23 protein-coding genes, 1 pseudogene and 1 other annotated feature are annotated in these 24,580 nt (G+C 35.3%); of the genes and pseudogenes, 15 read left to right on the forward strand and 9 right to left on the reverse strand.

Annotated elements, in window-relative coordinates; translation table 11 throughout:
• A partial coding sequence (locus JCM9157_RS10105) for a peptide-methionine (R)-S-oxide reductase (RefSeq protein ID WP_035664405.1) occupies nucleotides 1-282 on the forward strand: 282 nt, incomplete at its 5' end.
• Between the two features lie 62 nt (nucleotides 283-344).
• On the opposite strand, the gene JCM9157_RS10110 is transcribed toward JCM9157_RS10105, so the two are convergent.
• The 3 genes from JCM9157_RS10110 to JCM9157_RS10120 form a co-directional block, all read right to left on the reverse strand.
• Nucleotides 345-1,430, reverse strand: coding sequence for a glycosyltransferase (locus JCM9157_RS10110; RefSeq protein WP_052013068.1), 1,086 nt, complete (start codon nucleotides 1,428-1,430; stop codon nucleotides 345-347).
• 332 nt (nucleotides 1,431-1,762) lie between these two features.
• Nucleotides 1,763-2,257 (reverse strand): hypothetical protein, encoded by a 495-nt coding sequence (locus JCM9157_RS10115; RefSeq protein ID WP_035664407.1) that lies wholly within the window; start codon nucleotides 2,255-2,257, stop codon nucleotides 1,763-1,765.
• A 475-nt stretch (nucleotides 2,258-2,732) separates the two neighbouring features.
• Nucleotides 2,733-4,052, reverse strand: coding sequence for an MFS transporter (locus tag JCM9157_RS10120; RefSeq protein ID WP_035664410.1), 1,320 nt, complete (start codon nucleotides 4,050-4,052; stop codon nucleotides 2,733-2,735).
• Between the two features lie 324 nt (nucleotides 4,053-4,376).
• Between JCM9157_RS10120 and nirB the strand changes: the two genes are divergently transcribed.
• The 6 genes from nirB (at nucleotide 4,377) to argS (ending at nucleotide 14,020) form a co-directional block, all read left to right on the forward strand.
• Nucleotides 4,377-6,776, forward strand: a complete 2,400-nt coding sequence (gene nirB, locus JCM9157_RS10125) for a nitrite reductase large subunit NirB (RefSeq protein ID WP_035664412.1) — start codon at nucleotides 4,377-4,379, stop codon at nucleotides 6,774-6,776.
• A gap of 19 nt (nucleotides 6,777-6,795) precedes the next feature.
• Nucleotides 6,796-7,116, forward strand: coding sequence for a nitrite reductase small subunit NirD (gene nirD / locus JCM9157_RS10130; RefSeq protein WP_035664413.1), 321 nt, complete (start codon nucleotides 6,796-6,798; stop codon nucleotides 7,114-7,116).
• A 211-nt stretch (nucleotides 7,117-7,327) separates the two neighbouring features.
• The gene (gene pflB, locus JCM9157_RS10135) at nucleotides 7,328-9,577 is read left to right on the forward strand and encodes a formate C-acetyltransferase (RefSeq protein WP_035664414.1); all 2,250 of its coding nucleotides are present in this window, start codon (nucleotides 7,328-7,330) and stop codon (nucleotides 9,575-9,577) included.
• 66 nt (nucleotides 9,578-9,643) lie between these two features.
• Nucleotides 9,644-10,372: a pyruvate formate-lyase-activating protein gene (gene pflA, locus JCM9157_RS10140; protein ID WP_035664416.1), complete on the forward strand. Its 729-nt coding sequence runs from the start codon at nucleotides 9,644-9,646 to the stop codon at nucleotides 10,370-10,372.
• A gap of 234 nt (nucleotides 10,373-10,606) precedes the next feature.
• Nucleotides 10,607-11,896, forward strand: a complete 1,290-nt coding sequence (hcp, locus tag JCM9157_RS10145) for a hydroxylamine reductase (protein ID WP_035664418.1) — start codon at nucleotides 10,607-10,609, stop codon at nucleotides 11,894-11,896.
• 153 nt (nucleotides 11,897-12,049) lie between these two features.
• Nucleotides 12,050-12,257: a binding site (T-box leader), on the forward strand.
• Nucleotides 12,258-12,328: 71 nt separating this feature from the next.
• On the forward strand, nucleotides 12,329-14,020 hold the full coding sequence (gene argS / locus JCM9157_RS10150) for an arginine--tRNA ligase (RefSeq protein ID WP_035664419.1): 1,692 nt from the start codon (nucleotides 12,329-12,331) through the stop codon (nucleotides 14,018-14,020).
• A 150-nt stretch (nucleotides 14,021-14,170) separates the two neighbouring features.
• Here argS and JCM9157_RS10155 read toward each other — a convergent pair whose 3' ends face one another.
• From JCM9157_RS10155 to JCM9157_RS10170, 5 genes are all read right to left on the reverse strand, one after another.
• Nucleotides 14,171-14,377, reverse strand: a complete 207-nt coding sequence (locus tag JCM9157_RS10155; protein WP_035664421.1) for an alpha/beta-type small acid-soluble spore protein — start codon at nucleotides 14,375-14,377, stop codon at nucleotides 14,171-14,173.
• 119 nt (nucleotides 14,378-14,496) lie between these two features.
• Nucleotides 14,497-14,838 carry an efflux RND transporter permease subunit gene (locus JCM9157_RS26045; RefSeq protein ID WP_369384725.1) on the reverse strand — a complete coding sequence of 114 codons (342 nt, stop codon included), beginning with the start codon at nucleotides 14,836-14,838 and terminating at the stop codon, nucleotides 14,497-14,499.
• A gap of 207 nt (nucleotides 14,839-15,045) precedes the next feature.
• Nucleotides 15,046-15,426, reverse strand: coding sequence for an SET domain-containing protein (locus JCM9157_RS10160; RefSeq protein ID WP_035664423.1), 381 nt, complete (start codon nucleotides 15,424-15,426; stop codon nucleotides 15,046-15,048).
• A 174-nt stretch (nucleotides 15,427-15,600) separates the two neighbouring features.
• Nucleotides 15,601-15,792 carry a hypothetical protein gene (locus tag JCM9157_RS10165; RefSeq protein WP_035664425.1) on the reverse strand — a complete coding sequence of 64 codons (192 nt, stop codon included), beginning with the start codon at nucleotides 15,790-15,792 and terminating at the stop codon, nucleotides 15,601-15,603.
• 86 nt (nucleotides 15,793-15,878) lie between these two features.
• Entirely contained in the window at nucleotides 15,879-16,280 is a 402-nt protein-coding gene (locus JCM9157_RS10170) for a GNAT family N-acetyltransferase (protein ID WP_035664426.1), read from the reverse strand.
• A 102-nt stretch (nucleotides 16,281-16,382) separates the two neighbouring features.
• On the opposite strand from JCM9157_RS10170, the gene pdxR reads away from it, so the two are divergent.
• Entirely contained in the window at nucleotides 16,383-17,783 is a 1,401-nt protein-coding gene (gene pdxR, locus JCM9157_RS10175; protein WP_052013069.1) for a MocR-like pyridoxine biosynthesis transcription factor PdxR, read from the forward strand.
• A 107-nt stretch (nucleotides 17,784-17,890) separates the two neighbouring features.
• Nucleotides 17,891-18,118, forward strand: coding sequence for a DUF3243 family protein (locus JCM9157_RS10180; protein WP_035664429.1), 228 nt, complete (start codon nucleotides 17,891-17,893; stop codon nucleotides 18,116-18,118).
• 78 nt (nucleotides 18,119-18,196) lie between these two features.
• On the opposite strand, the pseudogene JCM9157_RS10185 reads toward JCM9157_RS10180, so the two are convergent.
• Nucleotides 18,197-19,452: pseudogene (locus JCM9157_RS10185) on the reverse strand (L-lactate MFS transporter).
• 330 nt (nucleotides 19,453-19,782) lie between these two features.
• Here JCM9157_RS10185 and JCM9157_RS10190 point away from each other — a divergent pair.
• The 6 genes from JCM9157_RS10190 (at nucleotide 19,783) to JCM9157_RS10210 (ending at nucleotide 24,561) form a co-directional block, all read left to right on the forward strand.
• Entirely contained in the window at nucleotides 19,783-20,937 is a 1,155-nt protein-coding gene (locus JCM9157_RS10190) for a PAS domain S-box protein (protein ID WP_052013070.1), read from the forward strand.
• Entirely contained in the window at nucleotides 20,934-21,389 is a 456-nt protein-coding gene (locus JCM9157_RS23370; protein WP_052013071.1) for a sensor histidine kinase, read from the forward strand. The genes JCM9157_RS10190 and JCM9157_RS23370 overlap by 4 nt, the downstream gene beginning before the upstream one ends.
• A 162-nt stretch (nucleotides 21,390-21,551) precedes the next feature.
• Nucleotides 21,552-23,498 (forward strand): hypothetical protein, encoded by a 1,947-nt coding sequence (locus JCM9157_RS10195; protein WP_035664431.1) that lies wholly within the window; start codon nucleotides 21,552-21,554, stop codon nucleotides 23,496-23,498.
• Nucleotides 23,491-23,754: a zf-HC2 domain-containing protein gene (locus JCM9157_RS10200; RefSeq protein ID WP_035664434.1), complete on the forward strand. Its 264-nt coding sequence runs from the start codon at nucleotides 23,491-23,493 to the stop codon at nucleotides 23,752-23,754. The genes JCM9157_RS10195 and JCM9157_RS10200 overlap by 8 nt, the downstream gene beginning before the upstream one ends.
• Nucleotides 23,739-24,287 carry a sigma-70 family RNA polymerase sigma factor gene (locus tag JCM9157_RS10205; RefSeq protein WP_052013072.1) on the forward strand — a complete coding sequence of 183 codons (549 nt, stop codon included), beginning with the start codon at nucleotides 23,739-23,741 and terminating at the stop codon, nucleotides 24,285-24,287. The genes JCM9157_RS10200 and JCM9157_RS10205 overlap by 16 nt, the downstream gene beginning before the upstream one ends.
• Nucleotides 24,268-24,561 (forward strand): zf-HC2 domain-containing protein, encoded by a 294-nt coding sequence (locus tag JCM9157_RS10210; protein ID WP_035664435.1) that lies wholly within the window; start codon nucleotides 24,268-24,270, stop codon nucleotides 24,559-24,561. The genes JCM9157_RS10205 and JCM9157_RS10210 overlap by 20 nt, the downstream gene beginning before the upstream one ends.
• The last annotated feature ends 19 nt before the right edge of the window (nucleotides 24,562-24,580 follow it).

The following is a 24,580-nucleotide window of genomic DNA, read 5'->3' on the forward strand; positions in this document are numbered from 1 at the left end:
TATGATCATAACTGTGGATGGCCAACTTTTACGAAACCGATTCTTTCTTATCATCTCAAAGAAAATCTCGATCAAAGCCACGGAATGTTAAGAACTGAAATCAAAAGCTTATATGGAGATTCCCATCTAGGTCACGTTTTTGAGGATGGTCCAAAAGAAAGAGGAGGACGTAGATATTGTGTGAACTCAGCAGCCCTCTGTTTTATTCCGTTGAATGAGTTAGAAGAGAAAGGTTATGGTGAATATCGAGCTCTTTTTAGTTGTACGAAAAACCGAACATAATAATATATTTAGGAAGAAATCAAAACCGTATCGAACATCAAACATTCAATACGGTTTCTCATTTATTTCAAGTGATAAATATTTTGAGCAGAATAATGAGTAGGAATATTTGATAAGAATTGTTTAGGATTTTTCAATTGTTTGTTTAGCTTTTTGTAAATAGCGTTTAAATGTTTTATATAGGGTTCGTAGATAACATCAAGTAATGATTTCGTGAATGGAAGCGGATTGTATTTCCAAAGTTCGAATTTAGTTGAGCTAATTAGGAACATACTACTGAAATTAAAACATATTAATGGTGTCTCGTTTATAAAAATGTTGTTTTTTTGTTTGGAAGTCTTGTAATGATCTATATCCATAAATAGAAGATTCCACGGAGCGACGTTTATTCCAATATGATCCATTATTTTTATATTTTCAAATTGATTGGGAATGTCATTTAAATATTTTTGATCTAACCAACGATCCTCTTCATCAAGAAGAGTATTATAGCACCAATCTACACAATGATCTCTCCACCACGAGAGAATATGTTTGCTATTTGATTCTTGTTTAAAACCAATTAAACCAGATTGATATAAACCGTGATTATTTGTGTGTAACTCTGTTGTTCTTGTTGTACATAGAAAAACAGAGTAATTTGCCCATTGTTCAAAAATGGCTTTTGGATCAGAGAAAAAGTACATATCTGCATCACAGTACACTATATGGTCAAGCTCTCTATAGTTGTCGAGAATATGCTTGCATAAAGGTGCTTTCATCGTTGCGCAGCATTCCTTCATAGTGCGGTTATGGTTTATTTGGTTTAATAGATTTTGTTCAACTTCCCAAACAGGGATAAGGCTAACGTTACTTAAGTCTAATTTCTTTAATTCTTCCAAACTCTCATGATCCATACAACAGATCCATAGGTGAAAGGCCTCAGTTTGATTTAATAAAGATTCGTATAAAGCGTATCCTTTCAATAGATAATCTTTACTCAAGATAGTAGTAAAACAATAAAATTCATCATATTGATCCATCTTTTTACGGAATTTTGTGTTCTTATAATACGAGCGTGCTTCAGATGTAGGATTTTTACTATAGAGAGGATTTACATCAATCTTTTCACTAGCTAACCTTTTTATGACCTCAGCCAGCTTTATCATGTAAGGCTCATAAATATGTTTTTTGATGGACCGACTAAATTTAACAGAGTCCAGAGACCATAAATCAAATTCATCTTCGTTAAAAATGGTAAAGCATGCAAAATGAAAAGCAACTAATTTGTCATTTCCAATATAAACAGTGTTGTTCCTTTTAGAAACTTGTGGGAAATGGTTATATACACAGTTCCAAGGTGCGGCATCTATTCCTAAATGATAGGAGGTTTTTACGTTTGGAAATAATAAAGGTAGATGATCTAAATATTTCTGATCTCCAAATCTGTTTTCCTCAGGTTCTAAGAAACACCATTCTTCACATCTCCTTCGCCACCACCTTAACCCGTCAAGACCATGTTGATCATTTCGAAATCCGATGATGCCTGCTTGATATTTGCCATACCTTTCTTCGACCCAGTCGATATCGCGTTGAGTACATAAATAAATGGAAGCAGAACCCCAGTCATCAAAAATTTCTTTGGGGTCAGAGAAAAAAAGATGTCTCCGTCACAGTACAACATTGTTTCAAGATCGTGTCTTATTAATAGATGATGAATTAATGGTGCCTTTAATGTCCAGCAATATTCATTAACAGCACGCTCTTGTTTAAGTGCACGAAGCTCGTCATTTTCAACTTCATCTACTTTAAAAACAACGGCATGTGTCAAATTCATTTTATTCAGTATAGAAAACGAACTTTCATCTATACAACAAATCCATAATTTAAATTGATCTGAGTAATCGATAAGTGATTGATACATGGCTCGTACTTTAATGACATAGTCTTTACTTGCGATCACACAAATATGATTAAGGCCCCAATTATCTGGCATTTTATCAACATTCCTTTTTTAAAGTTTTCTTCCCTAGATTTTTCCCTCTCTTTTTTTAGTGTCTCAATACACTATGAAATAAGTTTGTTTTTGCTGTAGTCAGATAACTGTTTTTACTAGAAAAAAGAGAAGAGAACGTATATCTAGTTTGTTCGTACAAGCAAATTAAAGATTCATTCCATCTGATTAGAACTAGTTAAAGGGCATCATAAGGTAGATGAAGACTGAACCGAGCGAGCGCAGACAGAAAAAAGGTCTTCATAAGGCTGATGAAGACCGAATCGACCGAGCACAGACAAAAAGAAGGTCTTCATAAAGTAGATGAAGACTGAATCGAGCAAGCACGGACAGAAAGAAGGTCTTCATTAGGTAGATGAAGACTGAACCGAGCGTTCGCAAACAGAAAAAAGCACCGCAAACGCGGTGCTTCAAACTTTAATTTGCAAAACTCATCAATCTCTTCATGAGCCAGTAATTAAGAGATTTTTTTCGCCTCTAAAATCTCTTTATCACAAGGAACTTCTGCATTTTTCCGTTGGTAGTAATACCAGTTTAATGCGATAGAAATCACATAGAAAGTGATAAAGAAGTAAAGCGCTGTGATCGGTGTACCCGTGTTAGAGACAGACCAACCAAATAATTTAGGAATAAAAAATGATCCGTATGCAGCAAATGCAGCCGTAAATCCAAGAACGGGTGCTGCTTCTTTAACAGGGAAGATAATCGGAATCATTTGGAATGTTGAACCCGAACCCATACCAGCTGCAATAAATAAGATTAAAAACGATATTAAAAATCCAACGAAATTTTGTTGACCAATAAAGTAGATAACAGAAATAGCACCAAGGCTCATGCCAACAAGAACAAATGTGGTAACTCTTGCTCCACCAAATTTATCGGAAACCCAACCACCAACAGGGCGGAACGCAGCTGCTAAGAAAGCACCTAAAAAGGCTAGCGCTACGTATTCAGGAAACTGAGATCTTAGTAGTAAAGGAAATGCAGCACCGTATCCAATGAAAGATCCGAAAGTAGCTACATATAATATTGTCATAATCCATGTGTGTTTGCGTTTTACAATGATAAATTGATCTTTAACAGATTGTTTAGCTGTTGGTAAATTATCCATTCCGAAATAAGCAATAATTGTCATAACTACAATAGGAACGACCCAAATGAATGCGGCATTTTGCAACCAAATTTCTTGGCCATTAGGTAATACTTGAGCTTCTCCACCAATAAAAGCAAATGTACCGACCGTAATAATGAGGGGTGTTACAAATTGAACAACAGAAACCCCCATATTACCTAAACCACCGTTAACACCAAGTGCTGTCCCTTTTTCTTTTTTCGGGAAAAAGAAACTAATATTTGCTAAAGCAGAAGAAAAGTTACCGCCACCAAGTCCACAAAGCGCTGCAAGTGAAAGCATTACCCAGTAAGGTGTATCTGGATTTTGAACTGCGAAACCAATCCCTAGTGTTGGAATAATTAACACCCCAGTTGAGAAGACAACCCAGTTTCTACCTCCGAATTTACCTACTGCAAAAGTATAAATAAAGCGTAATGAAGCTCCTACTAAACCTGGAGTTGCTGCTAATGTGAACAATTGTTCATCTGTAAATGCGAAACCAATATCATTTAAGCGTACAGCTACAACTGACCAAATCTGCCATACAATAAAGGCTAGCATTAATGTTGGAACGGATATCCATAGGTTCCTTCTTGCATGACGTTTTCCTTCTCGTTCCCAAAATTCTTGATTTTCTGGCTGCCATTCTTTAATTCTTGCCATTTAAATTTCCCCCATTTTCATTTATAGAAATTAACGTCTTTATCTCGTTTACAAGATTGATCATACAAACATTTTCAAGCCTTGAAAGTGATGTACGTCACAAAATATAACAAACGAGTCGAAGTTATTTCTGTATATATAAAGGAAGCTACACGGAATTAATGAAAGAAAAAATTAATATCTTACATTTATATTTCTTCTGAATACGTGCCATTTAAATTTTTCTTATAACTGTGATGAACCTCACATTTATTGTGAGGAAAAACAAATACAATGTGAGTAAGAAAGATATTGTGAATCAATGCACAAGTGGAGGGTTTGAAAATGAAAAAGCAAAAGTTAGTAATGGTAGGTAATGGAATGGCAGGAGTTCGAGTAATTGAAGAGATCATTAAAATAAATCCTAATTTATATAGTGTTACCATCTTTGGATCTGAGCCGCACCCTAACTATAATCGCATCAAATTATCAAATGTTCTTCAAGGAGAAACGAGATTTGAAGAAACCATTATTAATGATTGGGATTGGTATCAAGCAAACGAAATTGAGTTATATACTGGAGAAACAGTGTTAAAAGTGGATCCAGAGAGTCAAATTATAATCACTGATAAAGGACGAGAAGAGAGCTACGATAAATTAATTCTAGCAACAGGATCATTGCCATTTATCTTACCAGTCCCAGGCGCTGATAAAAAAGGTGTTATCGGTTTCCGTGATATCAAAGATTGTGAAATGATGATCAAAGCATCAGAGCAATATAAGAAAGCGGTTGTAATAGGTGGTGGATTGCTAGGCTTAGAAGCGGCAAAAGGCTTAATTCACCTAGGCATGCAAGTAGATGTTGTTCATCTTATGGAGCATTTAATGGAAAGACAGTTAGATCCAGTTGCATCTAGCATGTTAAAACGCGAACTTGAAGAACAAGGGATGAATTTCTTAATGGAAAAGGCAACTGTTGAATTAGTTGGCGATGATCGAGTAAAAGGAATTCGCTTCAAGGATGGAACAGAAGTTCAAGCAGATCTAGTGGTAATGGCTGCTGGAATCAAACCAAACGTAACGGCTGCAAATGAAAGTGGAATTTATGTAAATCGAGGAATTGTAGTGAATGATTTTATGGAAACGAACCAGCCAAATATTTATGCTATTGGGGAGTGCGCAGAACATAGAGAAGTGGTATACGGTCTGGTAGCTCCACTGTATGAACAAGGCAAAGTGCTTGCTCAAGTGCTATGTGATCAAAAAGATAAAGGTTATGAAGGTTCTATTACAGGAACACAATTAAAGGTTTCAGGGATTGACCTTTTCTCAGCAGGGGAAATTTATGAAGATTCAACATCAAAATCAATCATCGTTCATAACGAGTTCGATGGAGTCTATAAAAAAGTTCAAATTAGGGATAATCGTGTAGTTGGGATCGTCTTATATGGAGATACAAAAGATAGCAACCGTTTATATAAGATGCTAATTGAAAAACAAGATGTATCTGATTTAACGTCAATTGCATTTTTACAAGCAGCAGGTCAAGGGGAAGCGAATGACATTGCCTCTATGCCAGCAGACGAAATTGTTTGCGGATGTAATGGGATTGTGAAAGAAACGATCGTGCAGGCTATTCAAAATGAGGGAGTAACAACTGTTGAACAAGTAGGAGGATGTACGAATGCAGGGCGTTCTTGCGGACGTTGCAAACCACTGATTCAAGATATATTAGAATATACGCTTGGGGACAGTTTTGATCAATCGAACAATAAGAAAACACTCTGTGGTTGTACGTCTTTAAACCGCGATGAAGTCGTCCATGATATACGTTCAAAAGAATTAACAACGATTAAGGAAGTTATGAATGTTTTAGAATGGCAAAATGAAGAAGGTTGTTCTAAGTGTCGTCCTGCACTGAACTATTTTTTAGGAATGGTTCATCACGATTATGTGGATGAGAGAAATTCTAGATTAGTGAATGAGAAAATGCATGCAAATATTCAAAAAGACGGAACATATTCTGTTATCCCAAGAATGTATGGGGGCGTTACGTCAGCTAAAGATCTTCGTACTATCGCTGATGTAGCTGAAAAATATAATGTTGGCCTTGTGAAATTAACAGGTGGTCAAAGAATTGGTCTTTACGGTTTGAAAAAAGAGGACCTGCCTGCTGTTTGGGAGGATCTTGGAATGCCTTCAGGATATGCATACGGGAAAACTTTACGAACAGTTAAAACGTGTGTCGGTAAGACATTTTGCCGATTTGGAACTCAAGATTCAATGAGTATGGGAATTGAGCTAGAAAAACGGTTTGAGCGTTTGGATACGCCACATAAAGTAAAAATGGGAGTATCTGCTTGTCCAAGAAACTGTGCAGAATCTGGTATTAAAGACGTTGGAGTTGTAGGTCTTGATGGTGGCTGGGAACTGTATGTTGGTGGGAACGGCGGAACTGACCTTCGAGCTGGTGACCTTCTTTGCAAAGTAAAAACTAAAGGAGAGGTACTAGAGTTAACTGGAGCTTACCTACAATATTACAGAGAAACAGCGATGTATTTAGAGCGTACTTCCCAGTGGTTAGAGCGAGTTGGCTTAGAACAAGTAAAAGAAGTGTTAGCTGACGAAGCGAAGCGAAATGAGTTAAACGAGCGTTTGCAGCAAACATTAGCTCGCTATGAAGAGCCTTGGCAAAAAGCGATTGAAGATGAGTCAATAAGAGACACTTATTACACGGTTAAGTAATAACTAAGGAGGAGATAAAATGATTGCGACAGGTACACAAGTGAAAATTAGTAATATTAAAGAACTACCGGTTGGCATCGGTCAAGTTTACCGAGTCAATAACGAAGAAATTGCCGTGTTTCGTTTGTCAAACGGAAAGGTGTATGCGATTGAGAACAAAAGTCCACACCCTAAAGGTGGTAGGCTAGCAGATGGTCTCGTTAGTGGAGAATATTTATTTTGTCCGATTCATGACTGGAAAATTTCTTTAATAGACGGAACGGTTCAGGCACCGGATCAAGGTAAAGTGAAGAGTTTCCAAGTCGACATTTCAAACAATGAAGGAGTCATTTACCTTTAACACTGCTTTATTTCATAATTTTGACAAACTTAATATAGAGATTGTGATTTATATCACATTGTTTTAAGAAGGATTTGTTTAAACTTATAGATAAGAGGAATTCCTTTTTAGATTTATTATTTGATTACCGATAAGGTAAAGGTTTTAAAACAGTATTAGTGTGTGAGGAAAATTACTATTTATAAGAAGTATATGAAAGCGGGGAATTATAATGGCAGTTATGACAGCTACTAATACAGATCACTGGAGAACTTTTAAAAAAGGAAAATGGCAACATGGAATCGACGTAAGAAACTTTATTCAACGTAACTATGCAGTGTATGAGGGTGATGATGTTTTCCTAGCTCAGCCTACAGAGCATTCTAATAAATTATGGGCCCAAATTATGGAGCTAACTAAAAAAGAAAGAGAAAACGGTGGAGTGTTAGATATGGATACTGAGATTGTATCTACGATCGTCTCTCACGGTCCAGGCTATTTAAACAAAGATTTAGAGCAAATTGTCGGGTTACAAACAGACGTTCCGTTCAAACGTTCTTTACAGCCTTATGGCGGAATTCGTATGGCGATGGATTCTTGTAAGTCTTATGGCTATGAAGTTGATGAAAAAGTAGTAGATACGTTTACAAACTATCGCAAAACCCATAACCAAGGTGTATTTGATGCTTATACAACGGAGATGAAACTTGCGCGTAAAGCCGGAATCGTGACTGGTCTACCGGATGCTTATGGTCGTGGTCGTATTATCGGTGATTATCGCAGAGTAGCTTTATACGGAGTTGATTTTCTAATTGAACAAAAACAAAAAGATTTAGAAGCGACGAGTAGTGTGATGTCTGAGGAAGTTATTCGCGATCGTGAAGAAATCACAGAACAAATAAGAGCTTTGCAAGAATTAAGAGCAATGGCAAAAGCTTATGGCTGCGATATTTCATTACCAGCTACAACAGCTCAAGAAGCTTTCCAGTGGTTATATTTTGCTTATCTAGCTGCTATCAAAGAACAAAACGGTGCAGCGATGAGCTTAGGTCGAACATCTACGTTCTTAGATATCTACATCGAGCGCGACATTCAAGAAGGTAGATTAACGGAAGAAGCAGCTCAAGAGCTAGTGGACCATTTTGTTATGAAGCTTAGATTAGTTAAGTTTGCTAGAACTCCAGATTATAACGAATTATTTAGTGGAGACCCAACATGGGTAACGGAATCTATCGGTGGAGTTGGTGTAGATGGCAGACCGCTAGTTACAAAGAGTTCTTTCCGATTCTTGCATACGCTTGATAATTTAGGACCAGCACCAGAACCAAACTTAACTGTACTTTGGTCAAATAATTTGCCTAAAAACTTTAAAGATTACTGCGCGAAAATGTCTATCAAAACGAGCTCTATTCAATATGAAAATGACGATATTATGAGAGCTCAGTTTGGTGATGATTACGGAATTGCTTGTTGTGTAAGTGCGATGAAAATTGGAAAACAGATGCAATTTTTCGGAGCGCGTGCGAACCTAGCAAAAACATTGCTATATGCGATTAATGGTGGGGTTGATGAAAAATTAAAACTACAAGTAGGACCGAAATTTGCTCCGATAACGTCAGAATATCTTGAGTATGAAGAAGTGTTAGAAAGATTTGACAAGGTAATGGATTGGTTAGCAGACATCTACATGAATACATTAAATGTTATTCATTATATGCATGATAAATATAGCTATGAGCGTATTGAAATGGCCTTGCACGATAAAGAGATCGTTCGCACAATGGCTTGCGGAATTGCAGGATTATCCGTTACTGCCGACAGCTTAAGTGCTATTAAGCATTCAAAAGTTAAAGTGATTCGTGATGAAAATGGAATTGCTATTGACTATGATATTGAAGGAGAGTATCCACAATACGGTAATAACGATGAAAGAGTAGATGAAATTGCTGTATGGCTTGTTAAAACTTTTATGAATAAGCTAAAGAAGCATAAAACATATCGTAATGCGATTCCAACTATGTCTGTTTTAACGATTACTAGTAATGTGGTTTACGGAAAGAAAACGGGAACGACTCCAGACGGGCGTAAAGCTGGAGAGCCTTTTGCACCAGGAGCTAATCCTCTTCATGGTCGTGATCGAAAAGGAGCACTTGCTTCACTAACATCAGTAGCTAAGCTACCATATGAAGATTCATTAGATGGTATTTCAAACACATTTAGTATCGTTCCAAAAGCACTAGGAAAAGAAGAAGTTGATCAAATATCCAATTTAGTAGGTATTTTAGATGGTTACGCAAAACAAGGAGGACATCACTTAAATATCAATGTATTTAACCGTGAAACTCTTTTAGATGCTATGGAGCGACCTGAAGAATATCCACAGCTAACGATTCGTGTATCTGGTTATGCAGTAAACTTTATTAAATTAACTAGAGATCAACAAATCGACGTTATTAATCGCACATTCCACGAATCACTATAATAGGATTGTAGTTTCAGCCCCGAGAAAAGGTCGGGGCTGACTACTTTAGAAAATGAGGGATTTTACATGATGGGGAAAGTACATTCTATAGAAACATGCGGAACAGTAGATGGACCGGGTCTAAGGTATGTGGTATTTATGCAAGGCTGTTTGTTACGCTGTCAATATTGCCATAATCCAGATACATGGAAGATTGGTGAAGGCAAAGACATGAGCGTTGATGATATTATGGCTGATTTAGAGCATTATCTTCCGTACTTTGAAAGTAGCAATGGGGGAATCACGGTTTCTGGTGGTGAGCCATTACTTCATCTCGACTTTTTAATTGAACTATTCACAAAATGTAAAGAACGTGGCATTCATACAACGATAGATTCTTCTGGTGGTTGCTTTCAGGAACATCCTGAGTTTCTAAGAAAATTAGATCTGCTATTAGAATTAACTGATTTAATCTTACTTGATATTAAACATATTGACTCCAAGAAACATCACGCCTTAACAGGGATGAAGAATGATCATATTTTAAAGTTTGCTAAATTACTTTCTGCGAAAAACTTCCCAGTTTGGGTGAGACATGTATTGGTTCCTGGCATAAGTGATGATACGAACGATCTGCTCGCCTTGAGATTGTTTCTTAATCAATTAAATAATGTAAAAAAGGTAGAAATTTTGCCTTATCATAAATTAGGTGTTTATAAATGGAAAGAATTGGGACTCAAATATCCTTTAGAAGAGGTTGAACCGCCTTCTGAAGAGAAAGTAATGGAAGCTAAAAAGTGGTTACAAATGGTGTAAAAAAAGCTATTGAGATGATGATTCTCAATAGCTTTTTACATATAAAGGGATTAATGGATAAGACATGTGCCGAAAAGCTTTAAGATAACCACTGAATTAAGATACTCATTGGCCTTATTTATGATTTGGTGGAAAAATAATCTAATTTGTGATAAATATCACAGTATTTTTGATAAGTAGTATATAAAATACATCTTATAGAAGTGTTATTTATTACTTAGGAGGCGATTCGTTATGTTCTGTTATCAATGTGAACAAACACCAACTGGAGGATGTCAAATCGTGGGTGTCTGTGGGAAAAATGAAGATATTGCAAGTTTACAAGATACACTTGTATTCGCTTTAAAAGGAATCGCAGCATATGCAACACACGCGAAACAACTAGGCTATTCGAGCCCGGAGGTAGATGCCATTACACATGAGGCACTTTATATGACTTTAACTAATTCAAACTTTAACTTACAGGAACATGTTGATATGGCATTAAAGGTAGGATCTTCGGCAGTAAAAGTGATGGAGTTATTAGATGCTGCTCACACTGCGAAATTAGGAGTTCCAGAACCGATTACGGTTAGCCAAAATAAAGTAGAAGGAAAAGCGATCGTTGTAACAGGACATAATTTATTTGCCCTAGAAGAACTGTTAAAGCAAACAGAAGGAACAGGAATTAACATTTATACACACTCAGAAATGCTTCCTGCTCATGGGTACCCAGAACTGAAGAAATATAACCACCTAAAAGGAAACATAGGAAAAGCATGGTTCGACCAACGTCGTTTATTTGAAAAGTTTCCAGGAGCTATCCTTGCAACAACAAACTGTGTTATGCCAATTAAAGGGACTTATGCTGATCGTTTCTTTTCTTATGAAGTTGCTGGATTAGAAGGAGTGGAGAAAATCATGAATGATGACTTTACCCCTTTAATTGAAAAAGCTTTGTCATTGCCAGAAGCAAATATGCAAAGTGAAGAAAAGTTAACAACGGGCTTTCATCATAATACAGTAATTGGAATTGCACCAGAGATTGTAACCGCGGTTAAAGAAGGAAAGATTAAACGTTTCTTTGTTATTGCTGGCTGTGATGCACCAGGTCCAGGAGGGAAATATTATCGGGATTTAGCGACTAGCTTACCTAATGACACGGTCATTTTAACAACATCTTGTGGAAAATTTAGATTTAATGATCATGATTTCGGAACAGTAGCAGACACAGGAATTCCTCGTTATATAGACTTAGGTCAGTGTAATAACTCTATTTCGACAGTGAAAATTGCACTTGCTTTAGCAGAGGCCTTTGATTGCGAAGTCAATGAATTACCTGTTAGTATTGTGCTTTCTTGGTTTGAACAGAAAGCTGTTGCGATTTTATTAGGGCTGTTTAGTTTAGGAATTAAAGATGTTCGTATTGGACCTAAACCACCAGAATGGATCACTCCAGGGGTATTAGGAGTTTTACAAGAAGCTTTTGGTCTTAAATTAATTACGAATGTTGATGATGACATGAAGGCTATGCTTCAACATTGATCTTGAAACTAGTATTAATATGCTTATCAACAGATTCTAAATTCATAACGGTTTTATTTTCATGATTTAATGTAAGAAAACCTTTTGGATTAACGCAATCTAAAAAAGTTTAATATTGATTTATATTAATAATTTTTTTATACTGTCAAAATATCAAAATCAATGATGAAGAGAGTAGTTATGATGATGGATTAAAGCGAGTTAGGGATGGTGAAAGCCTAATGGATGTCTCATAATGAAGCGCACTTCGGAGATGCAGCCTGAAAATATTAGGGTGTAGTCGGGGGAACCCGTTATTAATCTGTAAGAAGGTTCCTTTGGGAACAATAAGAGTGGTACCGCGGGAAATCTCGTCTCTAATTAGAGAGAGATTTTTTGTGTTTTTAAGAAAGGTTGTTGTTTAACCATAATAATAGAAGGGTGAGGAAAAGAATGGAATTTAAAAAGATATTTGCAAACGAAATTGTTCTTCATTTAGAGAATCTGTTATCAATAAACGAGGTAGAGAAATTAATTGAGAATCCGAAATACGAACAACAAGGGGATATGGCCTTCCCCTGTTTCTCTCTTGCTAAGCTATTAAAAAAAGCCCCAAATCTTATAGCAATAGATCTGGCTAGTAAAATAAACCATCCTTTTATTGAGAACGTAGTTGCTGATGGACCATATGTAAATGGATTTCTGAACAAAGAGATTGTGAGTAAACGGATATTGGATACAATCTTGAGTGAGGGTAATCATTACGGAAATCATTCCATTGGGATGGGTAAAAATGTGGTTATAGATTTTTCTTCACCAAATATCGCAAAGCCCTTTTCAATGGGGCACTTAAGGTCTACTGTAATTGGAAATTCACTTTCGAATATTATTGAAAAGTGCGGGTTCAACATAATTAAAGTGAATCACCTCGGAGACTGGGGGACTCAGTTTGGTAAGCTGATCGTAGCTTATAAACTCTGGGGAGAAGAACAGCAAGTTAGGAACAATCCTATAAAAGAACTATTGCATTTATATGTGAAGTTCCACGAAGAAGCTGAAAATAAACCTAATTTGGAGGACGAAGCTAGGTATTGGTTTAAGAAATTAGAGGATGGTGACGAAGAAGCCAAAATACTCTGGAAATGGTTTAGGGATGAATCTTTGAAAGAGTTTTCTAAAATTTACGGATTGTTAGACGTTGAGTTTGATTCTTATCAAGGAGAAGCTTTCTATAATGATAAAATGGATAAAACCATCAAACATTTATATCATCAGCAACTAATTAAGGAATCAGAGGGTGCAGATGTGATTGAATTAAAGGAGTTTGATTTACCGCCATGTTTAATCAGAAAGTCGGATGGAGCCACACTTTACGCAACTAGAGATTTAACAGCTGCCATGTTTAGACAAAAGGAATATCAGTTTGAAAAAGCATTGTACGTAGTTGGGCAAGAACAAAGCTTGCATTTTAAACAAGTGTTTCTTGTTCTTGAAAAAATGGGTTATTCATGGTCACAAGGTTTAGAGCATGTTCCATTTGGTTTTATCTTAAAAGAAGGAAAGAAGATGTCAACGAGAAAAGGCAAGGTAGTACTTTTAGAACACGTAATTAAGGAAGCTATTGAGTTAGCTGAAGAAAATATAAAACTGAAAAATCCTGATCTAGAAAATAAAAGTGAAGTTGCTAAGATGGTTGGAGTAGGCGCAATTATTTTCCATGATCTTAAAAATGAAAGGCAGAATAATGTAGAATTTTCTCTTGAAGACATGTTGAGGTTCGAAGGGACTACAGGACCTTATGTCCAGTACACACATGCAAGAGCCACTTCCATTTTAAGAAAGGGAAATGATACGAATGATTTTTTTAATGTACTTGGGTTAAGTGATAATCACAGTTGGTCAGTGCTCAAAATATTAATGGAATTTCCAAATGTAATTGAGAGAAGTTTTAACTTAAATGAACCATCTCAAATCTCTAAGTACTTATTAGACGTCTCTCAGGAGTTTAATACTTATTACAGTCGTGTGAAAATTCTTGCAGAGGATAACGAGAAACAAGGTAGATTGGCTTTAGTAAAATCAATCACGATTGTTTTGAAAGAAGGGTTAAGGTTACTTGGGATTAAAGCACCTGAGAAGATGTAATGTGAAGCTGTATAGGTCATTAAGAGTATCTCTCTTAAGACGAAATTTGTAGTAGTACGATCAGAATATAAAAAATGAGGCCTCTCTAAAAGTCTACGTTCAGACATTTAGGAGAACCCCATTTCATATAAACTTTCTTTAGATCATTGATTAAAACTGAGTTCCACCCATTTGTTGCTCAGCCATTTGAACTAAGCGCTTTGTAATTTCTCCACCAACAGAGCCGTTTGCACGGGAAGTTGTGTCAGCTCCTAATTGAACACCAAATTCTGATGCAATTTCATACTTCATTTGATCCAATGCTTGCTGTACACCTGGAACTAATAATTGATTTGAATTATTGTTGTTACTTGCCATGTTTGAAACACCTCTTTCTTGGTTTTGAGATTAGTATTGTGGAGAAATGATTTTTTTATGTGTGAGAAAAGAAAAGAAGCGGATTGTAAATGTTTCCAGTTATTATGAGATTGGCATTTTCATTGAATTCTTTTATGTGAAAAAGGTTGTGTTAAAAGGTTTGAGCACCTTAACACAACCGTAATTCGTTTAGCAAATGAATATTCTTTATTATCTCTTTTGTTATTTCTTCGATCACGATCTCTGTAATCACATCTGCTAGGAATTGCATTTTTGACGACTATACCAGCTAAAACAATGAGTCCTATGAATGTCCTTACACTAAGTGGTGTTAGGGTAATGGTTAACGCTAATGCGACCCCAATAATAACCAATGGTACACTGTACATGATGGCGAGCGGATTTTTGAACGATTCAAACTGTGCTACAAGGACTAAATAAACGAATACTAACGTTAAAATTAACTAGGGATCAGTTATATTCTCCAGAAAGAGAGCATAGGCGAGAATATTGGGCGTGTTACAGGAATCTAGACTTAGAAATGGACCTTCAAACAGCTAGGTTCCAAAGAAAATCGATACTAGAATCAGCAAAATAGAAAAACATTGCTGTTAAGAGAAAAACCAGCCTTCTAATTAAGAATCGGCTGGTTTTGGTTTCATGATAGGCTAGTCTTCTTTGTTAAACCATAATGGTTCATTGTCATCAACATCACCATTATAGTTGATGAGAACTTCTTCGCCTTTTTTAATATCTTTGTAAGCATAGTAATCAAATGTATGGTTATCAAAATTAATATCATACGTTGCATTCGGCTCGTACGAATGGTTAAACAGCATTCCAAATCCTAAAACAACTGCAGTATGATTGATTCCGTACTCATATACATAATCAGCAAGGATTGTTTTTTCAATGTGTTCGTGTTCCTCGTTCGGCAATGGTACAACAGGTGCTTCGTGTATTAACTCTCCTTTTTTAATATCACAAGTAGCAAATACACCTCTATTAAATTCCCCGTCACTTAACCGAGAAGCTTTTACTTCTAACATATTACTCACCCACTCAATTTATTGTGTTCTATCTAACTATAACATTAATAGAACAGTAATTAAAATTCAGCTGAACACACATTATTCAAAAGTCAATCATTGCAAATGAAAAAAGGATAGCTCTAGCTAGAATAAACAACTTAGCTTAAGTCGTTTTATAAAAAGGAGTCAGCCTTAGACACCCGTTCTTTTGCGTTGATTGTTTTGCTTTTTAGTTTGTTGACTCTTCAGTTGTTTTGTTGAGTGGCTTTGGTTTGAGAATGATTTACCAGATGTAGATTGTTTCTTTTTATTTTCTAATTGCTGTCTTACTGCTTCTTGAAGGCTTATTTTCTTCTTTGGTGTATCTTGATTTGATTCTGACATAGTTTAATCCCTTTCTTTCCTTAATATATCTGTATTATGTTCAGTATAAACGATAACAAGATAACTATGTGATTTTTTTTGATCGGTTACCTAACTCTAGGTATTTTAAATCCATTTTCAATTTTTTTGAAACCGATATTAGGATAATAATTCATAGCGGTTTCTGACGCTAAGAGAATTAAAACAACTTCATTACTAATGTGTTCTTGAACAGTTTTGATGAGATTTTTCCCTATACCATTCTGTTGGTACTCCTTGTGTACGGCTAAATCAGATAAGTAACAGCAATAACTAAAATCAGTAATTGCCCTCGCTATACCGACAATTTCAGGACCATCCCAAGCGGTAATGATCAGGTCAGCATGATCAATCATCCTCTGGAGTCTGGCTAAATCATCAATGGGTCTTTTAATACCTGACATAGTAAATAAAGCTGCTAATTGTTCTGCATTGATCGTTTTAGTACTACTGTACGTAATTTGAGTCATAAAACTACCTCCTTTAAAAAAAATTATAATAACCATCTGGCATAAGTAAAAGGGTCAGTTATAATATAAATAACCATGCCAGTAATGTAGGAGGAGGTTATCTTGATTGAGATTACATTGCATTTAGACCCAGAAGGAAAAGTCCCACTTTATATTCAACTTTATCAATACATCCGTCATGAAATTGAAAGTCATACGATAAAACCAGGAGATAAATTGCCTTCAAAACGACAGCTTTCTACTCATCTTGGAGTGAGTCAAAGTACGATAGAAGCCGCGTACCAACAGTTAGTTGCAGAGGGCTATCTTGATAGTAAACCTAGAAAAGGGCTCTATGTAAATGATATTAAAGGTCTATACATGAATCCAATTTCAATTAATAATAGAGAATTGAACGAAAATCTCTCAGTTGAACCAACTTATCAAATTGATTTTAGCCATGGGTGTATTGCATTAGATCATTTTCCATATTCTCTCTGGAGGAAATTAACCATTCAAAGTTTATATGAAGAGCAAAATAAGCTTTTTATGAATGGAGACAGGCAAGGGGATTTGGCTCTTCGAGAAGAAATAGCAAAGCATGTTTATCAGTCTAGAGGTGTAATTTGTGAACCATCTCAAATTTTGATTGGCGCAGGAACACAATATCTAATAAGTCTCCTAGTATTGCTTATAGGGAGAGACACTACCTTTGCATTAGAAGAACCGGGATTTCATCGTACACGAGGGGTGTTATTAGATCAAAACGTGAATATTAAACCAATCCCATTGGATGATTTCGGGCTAAGTGTGACCGAGCTCGAACGTAGTAAAGCGCGTGTCGTATACGTAACGCCTTCACATCAATTTCCGCAAGGTGTCGTAATGCCAGTCACTAAAAGAATAGAATTGCTTAGATGGGCTGTTCAGTCTAACGGCTATATTATTGAGGATGACTACGATGGTGAATTCAGGTTTAAGGGAAAACCGATCCCGTCACTTCAAGGGCTTGATACAAATAATCGCGTCATTTATTTAGGCACATTTTCAAAATCTCTACTTCCATCTATTAGAATTAGCTATATGATCTTACCACCAATACTTTTAGATAACTACTTGAATAACTTTACTCTTTATAAACAAACCGTTTCTAGATTACATCAACATACATTAACTGAATTTATGAAAAACGGTTATTTTAATAGGCACTTGAATAAGATGCGTACCATTTACCGAAGAAAACAAAAAATATTAATAGCAGCTATTCAAGAGCATTTGGGAGATAGAGTATCAATTATCGGAGAAAACTCAGGTTTACATTTATTAATTAACGTAAATGCTGGACTAACAGAAAAAGAGTTGATTCATAAAGCAAGGGAGAAGAAAGTAAATGTGTACCCCACATCTGTTTATTATCATGAGTATAATACTGAATCAGTTCCAAATATTCTACTAGGATATGGTGGGGTAGAGGAACAACAATTAACTGCTGGGATTAAATTACTAAAGGAAGCTTGGTTCTAGTAAAATCATTCAGCACTTGGAGTGTTGAACTTTGTGTGAACTGTATCATTTTCCACATATCCGATTCTTATTAGGAGGAAACTATTAACAAAAGGAGGTGACATATCATGCCAATCTTGAATTCCTTTGAAGAATGGAAGGAGCACCTTGGTGAACTGTTAAAACAAAGTAAGAAGGAAGAACTAGAAAGAATTACAACTGAACTAGGCAACTATCTACAGGCTAATGAAGACCCATGTAACGATCAGGAGAGGCTATTAACAGATCTATGGAAAGAATCATCAGTGGAGGAACAACATATGATTGCCAAATTTGTCGTGAGGTTAGTAAAATAACAAATACTTAATTCACAAGGACATTATTTCTAATGCCCTTGTGAATATTTTCACATGATTTTTCAAATAAAGAAACATTCACCCTGTTTTCAAAAGTCGTGGTTTTGCTTGTAATTTCTTAATGTCAAATTGAATGAAAATGGAGACAATAAACGCAATTACTAACAGGACTGTAAAGAAATAAAATGTAAGGTTGTAATTCCCGGTAGCTTCGTGAAAGAAAGACACGGCAATTGGACCTACTACACCTGCTGCAGACCAGGCTGTTAATAAATATCCATGAATGGCTCCTAATTCTTTCGTACCAAACATATCAGCTATAAAGGCGGGTAGAGCGGCAAAACCACCACCATACACAGTCATGATCATAAAAATAAGCATTTGAAATAGGATGACGTTCGTTACATGAGGCAGTGTCATAAATGCTATGATTTGTATAATAAAAAACAAAGAAAAGACAGTTGGGCGTCCTAAATAATCTGAAATACTGGCCCAACCAATTCTCCCACCACCATTAAAAATTCCCATCAATCCAACCATGGAAGCCGCTGATGCGACACTTAAACCAACCATTTCTTGTGATAAAGGGGAAGCAACTGATATGATCATAATTCCTGAACTTATATTGATGAAGATCATCGTCCAAAGTAGCCAAAATCTTTTTGTTTTAATAGCTTCATTAGCAGTAAGTTGAGAAAGATCTGTTTTGATTGTTCTATTTGATGGTTGGTTGATCACTTTTATTTTGTTAGGGTACCAACCTACTGGAGGGCGAACAATATAAAGAGCGCCTGATATCATAAGTAGGAAGTACGTTGTTCCTAATATATAAAAGGTATTTGAAATTCCTACGCCCTCAATCAATCTTGCAGCAATAGGACTAGCAATTAACGCACCAGCACCAAAACCAAATACAGCCATCCCTGTAGCTAGGCCTCTTCGATCAGGAAACCATTTAACTAGTGTAGAGACGGGAGAAATATATCCTAGCCCAAGCCCAATTCCACCAACAACCCCGTACATGATTAAGAATAGAGGTAAAGATTGAATCGCAATCGCAAACCCTGAACCTATTTGCCCGAGGCTAAATAGAATGGCAGCTAAAATGGCTGAAAAGCGTGGACCTTTTTTTCAACTAAACGGCCAAAACTTGCCGCTGAAATACCTAGGAATGCAATTGCTAAAGTAAACGCAAGTGTAATTTGTGTTGATTTCCAGCCGAGAGTTTCCACTATGGGGTTTTTATAAACACTATAAGCATAGGCAGATCCAATAGATAAATGGATTGCGATTGCAGACAAAGCGATTAACCATCTGTTTTTCTTTAATTTCATTTTACTCACTCACTTTCTTGAGATCTCTTAAATCTATAAACTTAACTAACCTCCCCTTTCAAATAGAACATGTAATATCTTTGCTGTTATAAATGTATCAAATTGTGTTTGACATAACTATGATGGCCGTCACACTGATTTACTCTTTTCAGAGTGTTAAACATATAAATTTAAGTGCGACTCATTACATGTGTAAGATACATGTAAAGATTTCTTCGTCTTTACAGTAAAAATATGATACTATTAATTAAAATTAGATAATTAGACCTATACACTTATCTTGATCATCTATCACATTGAATTCTCTTAAGGTCATGAGGAGTTAAAAGAATGAACCATCAAAAAACCTATATATTAGAGTCTAAACAACGGTGCAAAGATCTTTATCATCAGGATCCATCGGATATTCCGTTTCCTAAAGTTAGTTTAGTGAAAAAAGAAATCGAATTAAGGCAGGAAAAGTACAAAGAGCTTCTATCGGTTTCTAGAGAATTCATAAAAAAACTTTTAACCTTTATGGAAGGTACACCGACCTTAGTTTTGGTTTCTGATGATAAAGGTTATATTTTAGATTTATACGGAGATAAGATGATAGAAAATGTCATTCAATCTTTTGGAATACATGTGGGTACTTTGTTTACAGAAAAAGATGTTGGAACAAATGCTATTTCTTTAGCTCTTACCTTAAAGGAACCGATTAAATTAATAGGTGATGATCATTATCATCATTGTTTACATTCATCTGCATGTATCACAGCGCCATTCACATACGATAATCCGGAACCAATATGTGGAACAATCTCTATCATGACTTCGGTTGATTATGCAGGTCCTTTTCATTTAGGGCTGATTTCTTCAGCGGTTGATTCAATTGAGCGTGAATTAAAAATTAGAGTACAAAACAGAAGACTGAATTTATTGCATCAAGTAATGGTAGATTCAACACAAAGTGGCATTATCATAACCGATGCAGAGGGCATCATTACTGAATTTAACCCCGCTGGCGAAGAGATAACGGGTCTTTCAAAAAAACATTTAGTAGGAACTCATGTTGAATCGGTAAAACCTGTAAGTAAGTATCTATCACTAGTTTTAAGTTCCGGAGTGAAATACGAAAATCTAGAAATTGTGATTGATCGTAACAATGAACGAAGAACTTGTTTGTTTGATGCATTGCCTCTATATAATGAAAGAAATCATATAACCGGTGCATTTGGTAAATTCAAAGATATAACGGAGCGAATTAAATTAGAAAAACAGATGATCGCTGCTGAAAAACTATCGGTTGTCGGTAAACTTGGAGCAGGATTTGCACATGAAATTAAAAATCCGTTAACATCTATTATTGGCTTTATGACATTATTAAAAGATGATATTGAAACAGAAAAGTCAAGAAAGCACTTCATGATTATCTCTAATGAATTAGATAGAATAAAAAACTTAGTCACTCAATTTGTCATGATGCAAAACCAGCCGAACAAGTGAAAACAAAGAGCAACATTAAGGCTCTTATTAGTGATATTGTCACTCTTATGAATAACCAAGCTAGTTTACAAAATGTATCCATAAACTTTTCATCAAATGAAGTTGAAAATTGGGAAGTAATGATTGATGACTCTCAAATTAAACAAGTTTTGATTAACTTAATACAAAATGCGATTGAAGCTATCATAGACGAGGGTACCATTACTATTTCACTCTCACATGTTAACGTTTATGACTCATCATATATTCAGATTCAGATTGTAGATTCTGGTGATGGAATGACTAAAGAGGAACAGAAATCCATTTTCACTCCTTTCCATTCTTCTAAAGAACAAGGTCTAGGTCTTGGATTATCCATTTGTAAGGATATTATAGAATCACATAAAGGAATATTAACTGTGAGTTCAGTCAAACACGATGGAACAACTTTTAAAATATTACTGCCTGAATAAAATAACAAGAAAAGACGCTCACATTGAAGCGTCTTTTCTTGTTAAAAAATAGCTTACTAACAAATTGAAATAATTCTTTTAAAAATACAACATATTTTGAAACTTTTCACTCCATTCATTGTCCATACAGATATACAACAAAACGAGCAAAAGGAGAATGTTATGGAATGGGTTAGTCGAATTATATTACATATTGAAAATTATTTTTTATTAAGTATTTATAGCAAGTTAATTATTCAATTTTTAATGACTGCATTAATTTTGTATGCTGTTGCAAGATTTTTTTCAAGTAAAGTTCGAGAGGAACGTGTTATTTTTTATATTGGCTTTGCTATACGTATCATCTTACTAATTGGATTGTCGATCGAAATGCATCACCAAGTAAAGTTAACTGAACTAACAAGTATATATTATGAAAAGGACCAATCTATCAGGCAATTTTTATATTTTTTAACCTATGGCTATGTACTTATCGTTGGTTTTTATTATATCCTCACCATTAATCAAAAAGCGACTAAAGGACTTTTCTATACATTTGATATTGCCGTTTTGTCATTACCTGTTTTACAGTTATTAACAAGTTTTGCCATTTATCTTATGATAGGCAATCAATTTGAGCTAGGTAGCTTCATTTTTCTAATTATTATTATCTCGTTCATTAGTGCACTTTTGATTTTATTTTTCAAAAATTACTGGACGTTTAATCTAAACAAACTAATTTTGTTTTATATTCTTGTAATAATGCCGATCTTACCGATTTTTATTCAGGGGAATGGAATAAGAATGCATAACTTGATGGAGCTGACAAATTTCGCTTTGTTTCTAGCCCTACTAATGACATATCATTTATTAGAATCGACAAGTAAACCAGCTTTTCATAAAGGTCAATCTTATCTCCAAGTGGCCATTGTTGCCTTGTTTTTTCTTTTTATGAACCCCTTATATAACCTAGGGGATGTTGCATTGGCAACAACAGATGCAGAAGTGAAGTTAAGATTTTTTGAAGAAGTGGATTTACTTACATTTAATGAAGCTCGTAATTTAGCAATGAAGTTAACGGGAGATGAGGAATTCTATTTTTATCAACGTCCAAATGAAGACTTTCATAACGTCTATAAATTCTCCAACGAAAATTTTTCAATTGATATTGATGGTGTATCAGGAATGGTCTTAAACTTTCATAAACATCATTCAGTGAAAGGCTCATCGTTGACAAACGAAGACTATATTTCACTCTCTAGGAAAACGTTAGAATCATTAGGAAGAAATTTACTTCCAGAAGACCGACTTTCTTTTACAGTGAGTGATTCTGAAAATAGGGTATCAGTTGATATTGCGCCCACGTATTCAGATGGCTCTGTTATTGAAGAAACATACCCTGGTACTACTCTTATCTGGGAGAATGAAACACTTATGGAGATGCATGAATGGGCAGATGTATATCAGATTGATTCATTAAGAAATACAAGGGTTACAAATAGTGGTATTAAAGAAAAATTAACGAACTGGTTCGAACTCCTTGATCTTGAAGTACCGCCCTATGCCATTCGAAGAGTTCAATATGGTTATAGCAATAGAAGAATTGAATTAATGCTGGAAACAAAGGAACGTCATAACATTACAATTGACGGGATATCTGGGGAGATTATTAGTTTTAATGGGGATTTTCCTGAGAACCAAAACTTCAGTGAGTGGGAAAACCGTCTTTTAGCAGAGAAAGGAATTTCGAAGTCTAAATGGATTCGACATAGAGAAAGTAATTGGTGGGTTTGGACTATGGAAAAACCGTCTGATAGATTTCTTATGTATGAGCATCGTTTCGGTTATCAACATAATGATACATTCTTCAGCTATGATAAAGCGATTGATTATTTCTCGATCCCAAAAAGTAAAACAAAAAATGCTGGAAGTAAAGAGGCTATTGAAATAGTTCTAGATCATATTGGCCAATTTCCTTACGCAACACGAACTAGGTTTACACATGTCATTAATCAGCACGATGAAATTAAGCCTGCTTGGCTAGTTGTTGTTCAACCATATGGTAGCTCCGAACGCAAACTTTATTTAGTCAATATTGAAACAAAAGAGGTGGAGCCGTTATATGAATAAAAAGGATGAGTGTTCAATTTATCAATCATTATATGAGTTATATGTGGATGAAGAAGTGGAAGAAGAGACGGTCAAATGGATGAAAAATCACGAAAAGACATGTGAGAACTGTAGAGGTACAGAGGAGAAGAACATGGAAGTAATACGGAATACAGAAGATTATCAAAAAATAAAATCCATAAAGATCGTTACATTTATTATGTATGGCTTCTTTCTCGCGCTCTCGATCTGGATGTCTATATGGTATCTTTGGTAATGAAAAAATGGGATAGTCTTGAAAATTTATATATAGAATATTACGATGAAATATTCCGTTACCTTCTTAAACGTGTGCAGAGAATAGAACTAGCGCAAGACTTAACACAAGATACATTTATTAAAGCGTTTAATGGCTTATCTTCTTTTCAAGGTAAGTCTTCTATTAAAACATGGCTTTATACCATTGCACATAATACCTTTATCAACTGGTATAGACGTGATACAAAATTTCACTATCATTCCATTGATATTGTGCAGCCAATGGAACAAACATTGTATTCGGATCCAGTTGCTTCTTTTCAACTTAAAGAAAAACAACAGGAAGTCATACATCTTATTTTTAAGCTCAAACAGGATTATCAACATGTATTAATTTTGAGAGAATTTCAAGAATTAACTTATGAGGAAATAGCAGAAGTTTTAGATTGGAAATTGTCTAAAGTGAAAACAAATTTACACCGAGCTAAGCTAGAACTTAAGAAATGTATAGCGAAAAAAGAGGATGATATAGATGAATTGTTTTCTAATTAGAGATTTACTGCCTCTTTATATAGAAGGAGATTGTTCATTTGAAACTGAGAAACTGATTAAAGAGCATATTAACAATTGCCAGGAGTGTAAGAAACTTCTGGAAATGATGGATGAACCTTTTGATGTTAAAGAAATGACAGGTAGTGAAGAAGAAAAAGTTTTACCCGACTCCAAAAAGCTCATGCAATTATATTATGCCAAACTAATCTTAAAAGGGACCGGGTTGTTTATATTGATTTATGTGCTGATTGTAACTTTTACTCTATTAAAATAATGTAAGTAAGGAGATTCAC

Origin of the sequence: Halalkalibacter akibai JCM 9157 (assembly GCF_000513135.1) — a bacterium.
Lineage (GTDB): Bacteria > Bacillota > Bacilli > Bacillales > Bacillaceae_D > Halalkalibacter > Halalkalibacter akibai.